Source organism: Micromonospora zingiberis, from assembly GCF_004331455.1.
Lineage (GTDB): Bacteria > Actinomycetota > Actinomycetes > Mycobacteriales > Micromonosporaceae > Micromonospora > Micromonospora zingiberis.
In genome coordinates this window covers 97696-112307 of record NZ_SJJR01000014.1, presented here as the reverse complement: position 1 = coordinate 112307, position 14612 = coordinate 97696, and the positions used below count along the sequence as shown (strand labels likewise).

General features: G+C 69.9%; 11 protein-coding genes and 1 pseudogene. 4 read left to right on the top strand and 8 right to left on the bottom strand.

Annotated elements, in window-relative coordinates; genetic code table 11:
* The 3 genes from E0H26_RS20115 to E0H26_RS20105 are packed head-to-tail and all read left to right on the top strand — an operon-like array spanning nt 1 to nt 2887.
* On the top strand, nt 1-561 hold the full coding sequence (locus E0H26_RS20115; RefSeq protein ID WP_131305900.1) for a TlpA family protein disulfide reductase: 561 nt from the start codon (nt 1-3) through the stop codon (nt 559-561).
* A 17-nt stretch (nt 562-578) separates the two neighbouring features.
* Nucleotides 579-2423: an ABC transporter ATP-binding protein gene (locus E0H26_RS20110; protein ID WP_131305897.1), complete on the top strand. Its 1845-nt coding sequence runs from the start codon at nt 579-581 to the stop codon at nt 2421-2423.
* Nucleotides 2420-2887, top strand: a complete 468-nt coding sequence (locus E0H26_RS20105; RefSeq protein ID WP_131305894.1) for a S26 family signal peptidase — start codon at nt 2420-2422, stop codon at nt 2885-2887. Before E0H26_RS20110 ends, E0H26_RS20105 begins: the two co-directional genes overlap by 4 nt.
* A gap of 252 nt (nt 2888-3139) precedes the next feature.
* On the opposite strand, the pseudogene E0H26_RS20100 reads toward E0H26_RS20105, so the two are convergent.
* Nucleotides 3140-3274 (bottom strand): annotated as a pseudogene (locus E0H26_RS20100) (transposase family protein); the annotation flags it as partial.
* Nucleotides 3275-3430: 156 nt separating this feature from the next.
* On the opposite strand from E0H26_RS20100, the gene E0H26_RS20095 reads away from it, so the two are divergent.
* Nucleotides 3431-4237, top strand: a complete 807-nt coding sequence (locus E0H26_RS20095) for an SDR family oxidoreductase (RefSeq protein WP_131305891.1) — start codon at nt 3431-3433, stop codon at nt 4235-4237.
* A 173-nt stretch (nt 4238-4410) separates the two neighbouring features.
* Here E0H26_RS20095 and E0H26_RS20090 read toward each other — a convergent pair whose 3' ends face one another.
* From E0H26_RS20090 to E0H26_RS20060, 7 genes are all read right to left on the bottom strand, one after another.
* On the bottom strand, nt 4411-7932 hold the full coding sequence (locus E0H26_RS20090; RefSeq protein ID WP_131305888.1) for an indolepyruvate ferredoxin oxidoreductase family protein: 3522 nt from the start codon (nt 7930-7932) through the stop codon (nt 4411-4413).
* A 6-nt stretch (nt 7933-7938) separates the two neighbouring features.
* The gene (locus tag E0H26_RS20085; protein ID WP_131305884.1) at nt 7939-9057 is read right to left on the bottom strand and encodes a mandelate racemase/muconate lactonizing enzyme family protein; all 1119 of its coding nucleotides are present in this window, start codon (nt 9055-9057) and stop codon (nt 7939-7941) included.
* A complete protein-coding gene (locus tag E0H26_RS20080) occupies nt 9054-9857 on the bottom strand; it encodes an ABC transporter ATP-binding protein (protein ID WP_131305881.1) in 804 nt (267 codons plus the stop codon). The genes E0H26_RS20085 and E0H26_RS20080 overlap by 4 nt, the downstream gene beginning before the upstream one ends.
* Nucleotides 9854-10807, bottom strand: coding sequence for an ABC transporter ATP-binding protein (locus E0H26_RS20075; protein WP_131305878.1), 954 nt, complete (start codon nt 10805-10807; stop codon nt 9854-9856). The genes E0H26_RS20080 and E0H26_RS20075 overlap by 4 nt, the downstream gene beginning before the upstream one ends.
* A gap of 3 nt (nt 10808-10810) precedes the next feature.
* Nucleotides 10811-11695 carry an ABC transporter permease gene (locus E0H26_RS20070; RefSeq protein WP_131305875.1) on the bottom strand — a complete coding sequence of 295 codons (885 nt, stop codon included), beginning with the start codon at nt 11693-11695 and terminating at the stop codon, nt 10811-10813.
* A complete protein-coding gene (locus E0H26_RS20065) occupies nt 11692-12642 on the bottom strand; it encodes an ABC transporter permease (RefSeq protein WP_131305872.1) in 951 nt (316 codons plus the stop codon). Before E0H26_RS20065 ends, E0H26_RS20070 begins: the two co-directional genes overlap by 4 nt.
* Nucleotides 12643-12712: 70 nt before the next feature.
* Nucleotides 12713-14344 (bottom strand): ABC transporter substrate-binding protein, encoded by a 1632-nt coding sequence (locus E0H26_RS20060; protein ID WP_131305869.1) that lies wholly within the window; start codon nt 14342-14344, stop codon nt 12713-12715.
* Nucleotides 14345-14612: the final 268 nt, after the last annotated feature.

Sequence of the window (14612 nt, the reverse complement as noted above, 5' to 3'; positions counted from 1 at the left end):
ATGCCCTTCGTCGTCGCCGCAGTCGCCCTGCTTGGGGCGTTGTGCATGGTGAACCTGCTGTTGACGTTCGGGGTACTGCGCCGGCTGCGGGAGCAGACCGCTGCGCTGACCCGACTCTCGGGCGCCCTACCGCCCGTAATGCCCGCACCGGAGGAGCTGGTGGGCACGCCTGTGCCGGCATTCGCGGCGACCGCGGTCGATGGCACACCGGTCACCCGGGACAGCCTGGTCGGCCGACCACGGTTGGTGGGATTCTTCTCCGCCGGATGCGCGCCGTGCCACGAACAGGCGCCCCTGTTCGCCAAGTGGTTGGCTGAGCAGGGCGGCGACGCCAGCACGGCGGTCGCGGTCATCACCGACTCCGGTCCGGAAGCCGTTGAGCTGGCCACGTCGCTGACCGACACGGCGACCGTGGTCGTCGAACCGGACGCTTTCTCGGTGTCCCAGGCGTTCGGGGTACGAGGCTTCCCGACGTTTCTGCGGGTCGATGCCGACGGCGTCATCGCGGCTGCGGACGCCACGGTGCGCGGCGTGGTGGGGCACGTGGCGGCCACGTCCTGACGATGCCAGCTTCCGAGATGCCGGTGACAGAGCCGGCCAGCCCGCAGCGCCCGCTTCATGAACTGGCCGGGGTGTGGCGTACCGCGTGGCAGGCGGGTCCGTGGTTGACCGTGGCGCAGATGGTGACGACCGTTGCCAGCGGTCTGCTGCCAGCGACCACGGTGTGGCTGACCAAGCTTGTGGTGGATGGGCTGGCGGCCGGTCGGGTCGAGGCCGCCGTCGGCGCCGGAGTGGGCCTGGCCGGTGCCGGCCTGGTCGCCGCGGTACTACCGCAGTTGGCCGGCTATCTGCAGGGTGAGCAGCAGCGGCGGATGGACCGCCTGATGCAGGACCAGCTGTACACCGCGGTGAACTCCTTCCAAGGGTTGTCCAGGTTCGAGAACCCTCGGTTTCTCGACCGGCTGCGGATGGCGACCGAGGCGACCGGTCCGGCACTCAGCCCGCTCACGTCCGGCCTGCTCGGCATCGGCCGGGACGTGATCACGCTGCTCAGTCTGCTCGGCACGCTGTACTTCCTCAGCCCGGTGATGACCGCGGTCGTAGTGGGCGCGGCGGTGCCGGCGCTGCTGGCGGAGATCTCGCTGGCCCGGCAGCGGGTCGGAATGTACCTGGGCCTGTCGGCGGCGATGCGGCGGCAGGCCTTCTACAGCCAGCTGATCACCGACGTCGGAGCCGCCCAGGAGGTACGCCTGTTCGGCCTTGGTGACTTCTTCAAGGGCCGGCTGCTGCGCGGACTGCGCGAGGTGCAGGACGGGGAACGGCGCCTCGACCGGAAGGTGCTACGTAGCCAGTCACTGCTGGCGCTGCTGAGTGCGGTGGTCTCTGGGCTCGGCCTGGTGTGGGCGGTACACAGCGCCACCACCGGCCGGCTGACGCTGGGCGACGTGACGGCGTTCGTGGTGGCTGTCGCCGGTATCCAGGGATCGCTCATGGGTCTGGTCAACGGCATTGCCAGCGGGCACGAAGCGCTGCTGATGGTCGGCCACCACTCCGCCGTACGCCGCCTCGGTGACGACCTGCCACCCGCCCGCCGACCGGCACAACTCCTGCCGTTGCGCCACGGCATCGAGGTACGGGACGTGTGGTTCCGTTACCACGACGACCATCCATGGATCCTGCGCGGCGTCAGCCTGACCATCTCCCAGGGCCAGGCGGTCGCACTGGTGGGGCTCAACGGCGCGGGCAAAAGCACCCTGGTCAAACTGTTGTGCCGGTTCTACGACCCGAACCACGGCGTGATCCGCTGGGACGGCGTCGACATCCGCGACCTGGATCCAGCGCAGTTGCGGCGCCGGATGGGCGTGTTGTTCCAGGACTTCGTGTCGTACGACCTGAGCGCCGCCGAGAATATCGGGGTCGGTGACGTCGACGCGATAGCCGACCGGCGCCGGATTGAGGAGGCGGCCGGCGCAGCTGGCATTCACACCAATCTGGCCGCGCTGCCGCGGGGCTACGACACGCTGCTCAGCCGCCTCTTCTACCTGGAGGAGGAGAAGGACGACCCGGACACCGGTGTAGTGCTGTCCGGCGGCCAGTGGCAGCGGCTGGCCCTGAGCCGGACGTTCATGCGTGACACCCGGGACCTGCTGATCCTCGACGAACCGAGCGCGGGCCTGGACGCGAAGGCCGAACACGAGATCCACCAGCGCCTCCGGACGCATCGTGCCGGCCGCACCAGCCTGCTCATCTCGCACCGGCTGGGCACGGTTCGGGATGCCGACGTGATAGTCGTGCTCGACGGCGGCCTGGTCGCCGAGCAGGGCAGCCACGACGAACTGATCGCCCTCGACGGCCGGTACGCGCAACTGTTCCGGACCCAGGCCAGCGGCTACGGCGCAACGGCGGTAGAGGAGATCCGATGATTGCTCGGGTGGTGGCCAGCGCCCTGGTCGTCGGCGCCGTAACCGGTGGTGTGGCGTGCTGGCTGCGGCACACCTTTCTCGTCACCACCGTGGCCGGGCGAAGCATGCTGCCCACGTACACCAGCGGTGACCGGATGCTGGTGCGGCGGGTGCCACTGGCCAGGGTCCGCTCCGGCGATGTCGTCGTCCTCGCCGACGGCGACCTGCCAGCGCGTTCCACCCGGTCGGCCAGCACGCGACGCGATCCACCAGGCGAGCTCATCGTCAAACGCGCCGTGGCCGTACCAGGCGATCCCGTACCCGCCGGGGTACCCGTACCCGACCAGGTCGTACCACCCGGGCACCTGATCGTCCTCGGCGACAACGCCGACGCCAGCTACGACTCGAGAAATGCCGGCTACTACGCCGCGGACGCGCTGATCGGCGTCGTGGTCCGCGGTATGCGGCGTAACCCGCACAGCTGAGCCTGCCAGGCTGCTGCCCGTCAACGACGAACTCAACCGAAAGGCTGTGGCGCGGTGCGCCCGATCCGCGTCGCACGGCCCGGGATCAGCTGCCGTGCAAGTCGAGTGCGCCCACCGTTTCATGCCCGAGGACCTCGGCCATGACCCCCAACGCTCATGACTGATGATCGTCGCCCGGACGGCGGTGCCCACCACCAGGCTGCCGCCAGCGCCCTGGTACGCCTTGTCAGCAAAGGTCATCACGTTGGCTCAGCTCAGAGCCTCGATCAGGCCGTGGGTGCGTGGGGCGGTCAGGTCGTGCACGGCGCCGGGCAGGGCGGGTGAGGCCCAGACGAGTCGTCCCTTGCAGTCCGCGATGACCTGCACGTTGACCCCGTGGCGTTTGTGATTATCGCCTATATATGCCTATATATGTGCCGACATCGTCGGCACTTTATGCCCGATGACTAAAGAGTCGATACTTGACGTCGTTGTCAACTTCATGAAGACTCGACGGTGGCGCCGGTGACTGACGGCGACCCTCGCCCGGTTGGGAGCTGGCACATGCGCGCGCTACTGCCGAAGGACCTGTTGCGTCAGCGGACCGTGTTCGTCAGCGGCGGCGGCAGCGGGGTCAACCTGGCCATCGCCAAGGCCTGCGCCCAGGTAGGCGCCAACCTGGTGCTGTGTGGGCGCACCGAGACCAAGCTCAAGGACGCGGTCGAGGAACTGACCGCGCTCGGCGCCGAGGCGGTCTACGCGATCGCCGACGTACGCGACGCCACCGCGGTCAAGGCCGCCTTCGAGATGGCCGAGGAGCGCTTCGGCGCGGTCGACGCGGTGGTCTGCGGTGCCGCCGGCAACTTCCTCGCCCCCGCCGAACGGATCAGCTCCAACGGTTTCCGCGCAGTGGTCGACATCGACCTGCTCGGGAGTTTCCATTGCGCGCACGCCGCCTACGAGCAACTCCGCCGCACCCGGGGCACCATCCTGTTCGTCTCCGGCGGGCAGTCGCAGATGCCCTTCGCCCACCAGGCGCATGTGGCCGCCGCCAAGGCCGGCGTGGACCAGCTCATGCGCTCGCTGGCGCTGGAGTGGGGGCCGCACGGCATCCGCTCAAACTCGATCGTGCCCGGCCCGGTGAGCGGCACCGAGGGCATGCGGCGGCTGGCCGAAACGGTCACCGAACAGGTCTGGGCCGGCATGGTGCCGCTGGGCCGTTTCGCCGTGCCTGAGGAGATCGCGCAGATCGCGGTCGTCCTGCTCTCGCCGCTCGCCGCGTACGTCAACGGGTCGCAGGTCGTGGTCGACGGAGGCATGGCGACGGTCGGCTCCGCGGCTTTCAACCACGCCGTCCGCCAGGCCGGCTGACCCCACCCGGCCGCGCCGTACTCGCGGCCCGCTCGGGCGGCGCGCGATCTGGCCCGAGTGCCACGTCACCCGTGCCGCCAGCCCGGATTGTTCTCCTCGTCAGCGTGATGTCACACGACATCAACATGTCGGTGTGACATCACGCTCGGCGGGAGCAACACCACCCCGAGCCGTCAGCCGGTCGGCAGGGACCGCAGCGTCGGCGGGACCACCAGGTCGAGGCCCAGAGCGCGGGCCTCCGCCTCCACCATGGACAGGTAACGGCCAATGTTGCGAAGCTTGACGTGCTCGTAGCCGCGGATGGTGTCGGCCTGGTCCAGGAGCCGGATGCACCGGTCGAGGTTGTCGGCGTTCACTCCGGCGGCGACCGCCTCGGCGAGCGCCGTGTAGTGGACGACCAGGTCCCGCTCGACCCGGCGAAGGTGGGCGTAGCCGAAGACGTCGAACGGCGTGTGGCGGACCCGCTTGAGCACGGCAAGCGCCTGGAACCCGGGCCGGAACCACGGGCCGAGCCGGATCTTGGAAGTCATCCCCATCGCCCGCAGGATCGGCGGGTGCAGGTGCCAGGAGACCTTTGCGCCCGGCCCGAACTGCTCGCGTACCGTGTCCCGGGTCGAGTCGAGCAGGTGCAGCCGGGCCACCTCGTACTCGTCCTTGTAGGCCATCAGCCGGTGCATCTGGGTTGCGGTGGCCCGGGTGAGTGGCCCGGCCGCGCCGCTCACCGCCGTCTCCGCAACCGCCATCCGCTGTACGGTGTCGAGGTACCGCCCGGCGTACCCCGCGTTCTGGTACTCCACCAGGTCCGCGGCCCGGGTGTGCAGCAGGTCGTGCAGCGCCGGATCGGGCGCGAGGGAGGCGACCCGGTCGGCCAGCACGGACGCCAATGGGGGCGGCGCGAGGCGGCGCCGACGGGCCGCCACCAGTGCCTCGACGGTGGCCGGTACCGCCACCGCGGCGCGGCCCCACCGGAACGCCTGCACGTTCGCGGCGACGGCGGTCCCGTTGAGCCGGTACGCCTCCTCGATCGACGCGGCCGACAGTGGCAGTGCGCCGCTCTGGTACGCCGCGCCAACCAGCACCGTGTTGGCCATCAGGTGGTTCCCGAAGACCGCATCCGCGATCGCCTCCGGGTCGACGAAGACGTTGTCGTCGCGCCGCGTCACATCGCCGAGCTGGCGGGTCTGCGCGTCGATCGAGGGGTAGGCGATGCTCGGGTCGACCGCCATGTCCGCCGTCGGCGTGGGGCTCAGCGACCCGACCGCCACCGTACGGTTCGGCGACGCCTTGGCCAGGCCCTTGGCGTTCATCGCGGCGAGCAGGTCGAAGGCGAGCATCAGGTCCGCCTCGCCGTCGGCGATCTGGGCCGCTGGTTCGACCGCCGGGTCGGAGTAGACCTGTAGCTGCGACACCACCGGCCCGGCCTTCTGGCTGGAGCCGGTGAGGTCGAGGTTGCGGACCAGCTTGCCGTCGAGCACGGCCGCGGTGGCGAGCACCTGGCTGACCGTCACCACGCCGGTGCCGCCGATGCCGGTCATGTACAGGTTGAACGCGTCGGCGGGCACGGTCACCACCGGCGCCGGCAGGTCCGGCAGCGGCGGGGTGTCGCTTTCGCCCGAGGTCCGGGCGCCGCCGCCCGCCGAGGTCTCGACGGTCATGAACGAGGGGCAGTCGCCCCGCATGCACGAGTAGTCGAAATTGCAGGACGACTGGTGGATCGTGGTCTTGCGGCCGAACTCGGTCTCCACCGGCTGCACGCTCAGGCACTGCGACTTCGCGCTGCAGTCCCCGCACCCCTCGCAGACCCGGTCGTTGATGACCACCCGCCGGGTCGGCTGCGCCATCTGCCGGCGCTTGCGGAGCCGGCGTTTCTCGGCCGCGCAGTGCTGGTCGTGCAGCAGTACGGTGACGCCGGGGGTGGCGGCGAGGATCTCCTGCGCCTCCAGCAGCCGCTCCCGCTTCCACACCTGGACGCCACGCGGTAGCCGGACCCACCGGTACCTGCGGGTGTCGTCGGTGGTGATGATGGTGCGGGCGACCCCTTCGGCGGCCAGCATGCGGACCAGCCGGGGCACGTCGAGTACGCCCTCGACGTGCTGGCCGCCGGTCATCCCGACCGCGCTGTTGTAGAGCAGCTTGTAGGTGATGTTCACGCCGGCCGCCACGGCCTGGCGCAGAGCGAGGCTGCCGGAGTGGTGGAAGGTGCCGTCGCCGACGTTCTGGAAGATGTGCGTCGTGGTGGTGAAGGGGGCCATGCCGACCCACTGCGCGCCCTCGCCGCCCATCTGCGTGTAGCCGGCCATCGTGCCGTACTCCTCACGGGGCACGACCAGCTCCAGGATGTGGCAGCCGATACCGGCGCCCACCACCGCGCCCGCCGGCACGGCGAGTGAGCTGTTGTGTGGGCAGCCCGAGCAGAAGAACGGCTTGCGGGAGGTGACCAGCGGCAGCATGGTCCGGGTCCGGGTCCGCTCGGGCAGCCGGACGGCGTCACCGAGCAGGTCCCGCAGCCGGGGGCCGAGAGTGGCGGCGAGTTGGTCGGTGCTGAAGACGCCGTAGCCGGGCAGGAAGGGCTCGCCGTCGGCGTCGGTCTTGCCGTGGATCGCCGGTGCCCCCGGGCGCCCGTACAGGGCCTCCTTGAGCATCCGCTCGATCAGCGGCCCCTTCTCCTCCACCACGAAGACCTGCTCCAGCCCGTCGGCGAAGTCCCGCCACTCCCCCGTCGACACCGGCCACAACGCCAGGACCTTCTTCACCCGTACGCCGGCGTGGCGCAGCGCGTCGTCGTCCAGGCCGAGCCGGTCCAGGGCACGCCGTACGTCGTAGTAGGTGGTGCCGGGTGCCACGATGCCGACGCGGGCGGCCGGCGGTGCCACCGTGACCGGGTTGAGCTGGTTGGCCTCGATGTAGCTGGCCGCGATGCCCCGGCGGTGGGTGACCAGGTCGCGTTCGGCCTCCCGCATCGGCGGACCGGGGGTGTTCACCCGCAGTTTCGGGGTGTGGCCGGTCTCGGGCACCACGAAGCGCAGCCGGTCGGGCGTGACGTCCGCCGAGCCGGAGGCGTCGGCCAGGTCGGTGACCATCTTGAAGCCGACCCAGAGCCCGCTGGCCCGGGACAGCGCGATGCCGTGCGCGGCCAGGTCGAGGATCTCCTGCACGGTGCCGGGGTAGAGCAGCGGCATGCCCCAGTCGATGAAGGCGCCGTTGCTGTCGGTCGGGAAGTTGGTCGAGGCGGCGTCCGGGTCGTCACCGGCGACGACCAGCACGCCGCCGTGCGGCGCGGTGCCCCTGATGTTGGCGGTCCGCAACGCGTCACCGGCCCGGTCCACCCCGGGTGCCTTGCCGAACCAGAGGCCGAAGACGCCGTCGACGGTGGCGCCGGGCAACTCGTTGACGGTCTGGCTGCCCCACAGCGCGGTGGCGGCGAGATCCTCGTTGAGCCCCGGCTGGTGCCGGATCCGGTGCTCGGTCAGCAGCGCCTGCTGGCGGTGCATCTCCAGGTCGACCCCGCCGAGCGGCGAGCCGGGGTAGCCGGAGACCAGGCCCGCCGTGTCGAGTCCGGCGGCGACGTCGCGCCGACGCTGGTCGAGCAGCACCCGGACGAGCGCCTGGATCGCGGTCAGGTAGACCTGGCCCTCGCGCCGGGTGAAGCGGTCGGCGAGGGTGAACTCCGAGGCGGGCTCGTTGGTGATCGTCATGGGTACTCAGTGCCCGACGACCGAGCTGGCGTCACCGACGGTGAGCCGGCGTACGGTCAGGTTGTCGATCTCGTCCTCGTCGATCTCGTAGCCGAGGCCGGGCTTGGTCGGCGCGTCCACGTAGCCGTCGGCGGTGACCCGCAGGGTGTCCTTCATGCCCTGGTCCAGGACGCCGGTGGGGACCGGCAACTCGACCAGGTCGCAGTTGTGGATGGCGAGCATGACGTGGAAGTGCGCGGCCTGGATCAGCGTCGAGCCGTAGCTGTGCGGCTCGAACTTCACGCCGAACGCCTCGCAGAGCGCGGCGGTCTTCCTCATCGCGGTGATGCCGCCGGTCCAGTCCCCCACCGAGCGCACCGAGTCCACCGCGTGGTTCACCAGGTAGGGCGGCACGAACTTGAGACCGCCGCCGACGCTCTCCACCGCCGTGATCGGGATCGAGAAGTACCGGGTGAGGTCGGTCAGGCCCTGGATGTCGGCGTCCTCGATCGGCGCCTCGTACCAGTAGAAGTCCAACTCCTCCAGCACCTTGCCGACCTTGAACGCCCCCTGCCGGTCGTACGCATTGACCGGGTCGAGCATCAGGTCCATGGTGTCGCCGACCGCCTCGCGTACCGCCCGGCAGACCTCGATGTCCTTGTCCGGCACCCCGAAGGCGTGCAGCTTGTACGCGGTGAAGCCCTCGTCCCGGCACTGCAACGCCAGGTCGACGTACTCGGGCACGGTGTCGTAGCGCACGGTGCTGGCGTACGCGCGGACCCGGTCGCGGGCCGCGCCCAACAGCTTGTAGACGGGCTGTTCGTGGATCTTGCCGACCAGGTCCCAGAGGGCGATGTCGACGCCGGAGGAGACCGCGTTCGGGGCGGTCAGGTTGTCGGTCAGCTGGTACGAGAACCGCTCGATGTCGTGCGGGTCCTGGCCGACGAGGGTGTCACGGACCCGGGGCAGCATGTCCTCGAACTGGCCCGGCCCGGCCAGCCAGGTGATGCACTGTCCCTCGTGGCCCTCGTCGTCGCGGATCCGCAGCAGGATCATGCCGACCCGGCGCGGCGGGAGCTGGTCCTTCCACTGGAACTCGAACTCGGTCGGCTTGAGCAGTTGGGCGGACACATCGGTGATCTTCACGGTCGGATCCTCTCTTCCTCAGGCTCCAGCGAGCGCAGCTCGGAGGCGGCGATGAGGCTGCGGGTGTACTCGTGCCGGGGGTTCCCGAGCACCTCGGCCACGGTGCCCTGCTCCACGATCTGGCCCTTCAGGAGCACGGCGACCCGGTGACACAGATGGCGCACCATGTGCATGTCGTGGGCGACGAAGACGTAGCTCATCTGGAACTTCTCCTGCAGGTCGAGCAGGAGGTTCGCGATCTGGGCGCTGACCGAGACGTCGAGCGCCGACATCGGCTCGTCGAGCACGATGACGTCCGGTTCCTCGGAGAGGCTGCGGGCGATCGCCACCCGCTGCCGCTGGCCGCCGGAGAGCTGGTGCGGGAACCGGTCGGCGAACTCCGGCGGCAGCGACACCAGGTCCAGCAGTTCGGCCGCGCGGGCCCGGCGTTCCGCCCGGCCGGCCCGGCGTTCGATGGAGCGCCGCTCGGTGATGATGTCCCACAACCGTCGGCGCGGGTTGAGCGAGCTGTACGGGTTCTGGAAGACCGCGGAGACCGAGTTGAAGAAGTCGCGTCGGTGCTCGGTGGTGAACGTGGGCCGGGGCGTACCCCGGAAGGTCACCGTGCCGCTGGTCGGCTGCTCGATGCCGAGCAGGATGCGCATCAGCGTGGTCTTGCCGCTGCCCGACTCGCCCACCAGCCCGACCATCTCGCCCCGGCCCACCCCGAAGGTCACGTCGGTCAGGGCGTGGGTGGTGCCGGCGGTGCGGCTGCGGTACGTCTTGGAGACGTCGACCGCGTCCAGGATTCTGTCGGTCATGACGTCACCGGATTCCAGCAGGCGTACGACGCGCCGTCCGGCCGCCGGGTGGTGGCCGGCATCCGCTGGTGGCAGAGGTCGGTGGCGCTCGGGCAGCGGGGGGCGAACGGGCAGCCGGGTGGCATCGCGGTCAGCGATGGCGGGCTGCCGGAGATGGCGCGCAGGCGCTGGCGGGGCCCGACGTCGAGGGAGCTGGCGTCCAGCAGCGCCCGGGTGTACGGGTGCGACGGGTTGTCGGCCACCACGGTCAGCGGGCCGGACTCCACCACCACGCCGCCGTACATCACCGCGACGTCCTGACAGACCAGCCGGGCCACCCGGATGTTGTGGGTGATGAACATCGTGGTGAGGTGGCGTTCCCGGCGCAGCCGGTCCAGCAGCCGCAGGATGCCGATCTGGGTGGTCACGTCGAGCGCGGTGGTCGGTTCGTCGGCGATGAGCAGCTGCGGCTCCTTGGCCAGCGCGATGGCGATCGCGACGCGCTGGCGCATGCCGCCGCTGAACTGGTGCGGGTGCTGCTTGAGCCGGGCCGCCGCGTCGACGATGCCGAGCGAGGTGAGCAGCTCGACGATGACCTCGTCGCGGCGGGCCCGCTCGACGTGCGGCATCGCCTCGACGATCTGCGAGCGGATCGTGTACAGCGGGTCCAGCGCCGTGGTCGGGTCCTGCGGCACGAAGCCGATCTGGGTACGCAGCAGCTCCCGCATCTGCCGGGGCGTGGCGCGGGTGACGTCGGTGCCGCCGATGCGGATCTCGCCCTCGGCGATGTCACCGATCGGCGGGCGGATCATCCGCATGACGCTCATCGCCACCGTGCTCTTGCCGCTGCCGGACTCCCCGACGATCGCCATGGCCGAGCCTTTCGGCAGGTTCAGGGTGACGCCGCGGGCAGCGGGGGTGACCTGGCCGCCGAAGAAGTAGTGGGTGGTGAGGTTGGTGATCTGCAGCATCTCCTACCGCCTCGTCGCGGGGTCGAGGGCGTGGCGGAGCCAGTCGCCCAGCAGGTTCGCCGCCAGCACGGTGATGCTCAACGCGACACCGGGTACCACCGGCAGCCACCAGGCGGTGGCCAGGAAGGTGCGCCCGTCGGCGAGCATGTTGCCCCAGGAGGCGGCCGGTGGCGGGACGCCGATGCCGAGAAAACTCAGCGAGCCCTCGGCGATGATGGCCAGGCCGACCTGGAGGGTCGCCAGCACCAGCAGGGTCGGGATCAGGTTCGGCACGACGTGCCGGGTGATCGCCCAGAACCGGCTGCCGCCCATGATCCGGGCCATGGTGACGAAGTCCTGGTGTCGGATCCGGATCACCTCGCTGCGCAGCACCCGCGCGTACTGCGGCCAGCCGGCCACCACCAGCACCAGGATCACCACCGTGACGCCCTTGCCGTAGATGGCCACGATGACGATGGCCAGCAGCACCACCGGGAAGGCCATCGAGGCGTCGGCGACGCGGGTCAGCACCGTGTCGAGCCGGCCACCGAGGTACCCGGCGAGCAGCGCGATGAGCAGGCCGAACGCACCGGCGATGAGCACCGCGCCGGCGGCGACGAGGAACGACACCTGCGCCCCGGCGAGCAGCCGGCTGAGCACGTCGCGGCCGAGCTGGTCGGTGCCGAGCAGGTAGCTGGTGCTGCCGCCGGCAAAGACCGGTGGCTTGAGCGACTGGCTCAGGTCGACCTTGTTCGGGTCGTGCGGCGAAACAAGCGCGCCGAAGGCGCCGCAGAACGCGAAGAGCACCATCACCGTGCCGGAGAACCAGGGCCAGCGGCCGGACCGGCGCCGCGGCCGCGCCGGTGGCGTACCGGCCGGCGGGGTGGTCGACGCGAGGTCGGTGGTCATGCCGACACACCCGCCTTCTGCGGCTCGGCGGACGAGTTCGTCCGCACCCGTGGGTCGAGCCAGCCGTAGGAAAGATCGACCAGGAAGAGCAGGGCGACGAAGACCAGCGTGTTGATCACGACGATGCCCTGGATCAGCGCGTAGTCGCGGGCCTGGATGGCCTGGATGGCGAGCTGTCCCACTCCCGGCCAGGCGAAGAGGTTCTCCACCACGATCGTCCCGGAGAACATCGCCCCCAGCTGGATGCCGGCGAGGGTGACCACGGGCAGCGAGGCGTTGCGCAGGATGTGGGCGACCAGCACGGCCGGCGACACGCCCTTGGCCCGTTCGAACAACGTCTGGTCCCGCCCCACGATCTCCAGCACCGACGAGCGGGTGAGCCGGGCGATCGAGGCGAGCGGGAAGGCGGCCAGCGCGCAGGCCGGCAGGATGAGGCTGGTGAACCCCTCCGAGCCGAAGGCGGGCAGCCAGCCCAGCGTGATGGAGAAGAGCAGGACCAGCAGCATGCCCAGCCAGAACGGCGGCACCGACTGCCCCAGCACCGACAGCGCGCGTACCGCCTGGTCGTAGCGCGACCCGGCGCGCATCCCGGCCACGGCGCCGAGCGCGATGCCGACGACGAGGGCGATGACGAAGCCGGTCAGCGCGAGCTGGGCGGTGTTCAGCATCGCGGGTACCACCAGGTCGGTCACCGGCTGGCGGTAGCTGACGCTCTGGCCGAGGTCGAGGGTGACGATGCCGCGCAGGTAGTCCAGGTATTGCAGGTAGACGGGCTGGTCCAGGCCGTAGCTGACCCGGATCGCCTCGACCTGTTCGGGGGTGGCGTCGGCCGGCGCGAGCAGCGCGGCCGCGTCACCGCCGAGCCGCGCCAGGAAGAACACGATGGTCACGATGACCCACATCGCGATCAGGCCCTGGAGCAGGCGGTTGAGGATGTAGCTGGTCATGGCCCCTCCATGCAGCGTCCGGCAGGTGCGGGGTGCCCGGCGCAGGGACGGCGCCGGGCACCCCCGGTCGTCAGTTCGCCCGCAGGTACCAGAACGGGCCCGGGTACGGGTTGCCGTCCATGACCTTCCAGTCGGCGACCTTGGGGCCGATCGCGTACACCGCGTCGAGCGAGACCACCGGCAGGCCGAAGAGCGTCGCGTGCAGCTTCCGGCTGATCTCGCCGGCGATGGCGGCCTGGTCGTCGCGCTTGACCGTCGAACTCAGCTTGGCGAAGAGCTCGTCGAGTTCGGCGTTCTTGACCGCCGAGTAGCCACCGGTGGAGGTGTAGAAGATGGACAGCTTCTCCGGGTCGGAGATGAGCAGGCCGGGCGTGCCGAGGATGACGGCGCCGGTCAACTGGTGCTTGACAGCCTTGTCAAGATAGGTGGCCGGGTCCATCGCGTCCATCGTCACGTCGACCCCGACCTCCTTCCAGTAACCGATCACGGCCTCGGCGAACTTCTGCACGTCGGCGATGGCGGTGGTCTGGTTGTAGAGGTGCAGGGTGAACTTCAGATCGCTGGCGCCGGCCGCCGCTAGCAGCCGTTTGGCCTCGGTCGGGTCGTACGGCCAGGCGCTCAGCGAGGTGTCGTTGCCCAGGGTCACCGGCAGGGTCGCGTTGACCGTCACCGAGCCGAAGCCGCGGTAGAGCGAGTCGGCGATGCTCTGCCGGTCGATGGCGAGCATCAGCGCCTTACGCACGTCGACGTTCTTCAGCGGCGAGTCCTCCGGGAACCAGTTGTCCACGAAGAACACGTTCGCCACGCTGGCCTGCTTGGAGGTGACCAGCCGCAGGCTGGGGTTGCCCTGCAACTGGGCCGCGCTGTTGGGGGTGAGCCCCTGGGCGATGTCCAGCTGACCGGTCTGGATGCCGGAGAGCCGACTGCTCTCGTCCGGGATGATCCGCATGATCAGGTTGGCGAAGTTCGGAATGCGCTCGGCGTCCCAGAAGTCGTCGAAGCGGGTCAGCGTCATCGACTCGTTGAAGACCTGCGAGTCGAACTTGAACGGACCGGCCGCGACCGGCTGCTTGCGGAACTCCTCCTCGCCCACCCGGTTGTAGTAGTCGGTGGCCACCGGCGCCGGGGTGTCGAAGACGAGGTTCGCGTACGGGACCTTGGTCTTGATCTTGATCTCGTGGTCGTTGACGACCTCGACCGTGTCGATCTTGCTGTAGTACGCCTGGTACGAGGTGAAGTCCGGGTTCTTCACGCGGTTGATCGACGTCTCGACGTCCTTGGCGGTGAACGCCGAGCCGTCGTGCATCTTGACGCCCTCGCGCAGCTTGATGTCCCAGGTCAGGTTGTCGTCGCTGACCGTCCACTCGGTGGCCAGCGCCGGCACCTGGGCCATGTTCAGGTCCTGCCGGATCAGCGGCTCGCCGACCGACCATTTGATCGGGTAGGTGTTGCCACCCTCGTTGGCCAGCACCGGGTCGGCATACTGCTGCTGGAGGGTGGCCACGCCCACGGTGAGCGTCTGGTTCTGCGCGACGGCCGGGATCTCGCCGTTGCCCTGGTTGGGCGCCTCGGCGCCGCCGCAGCCGGCAGCGACGAGAGTTGCGGTCAGTACGCCCGCGACCAGCGCAACGCGTCCAGCGTTTCGCCCGCGTCGGGGACGGGCACCACGGCCGCCGGCCGTGGCCCTCGTGGGGTTCGACATCCACTACTCCCTAGGAGGTGTGCGCGAGGTCAGGCCTACGCGGTGAAAGCAGCGTCTGAAATGGCCGGCGCGGTACGGAATCAGCGGCGCGGCCCGGGGTGAATCGTGAAGCGGAAGCCGTGAGGGCGGCTCCCCGAAACATTGCCGACGTCAGTTGTTGACATGCATGTCAAGTGTGACCAGAGCCACCGAGGCTGTCAAGGGGTCGGTTGTCAAGTCCCCAGGCCAGCGAAGGATGCGCGGGCAGGAGAGGGCGCGGACGGATCGC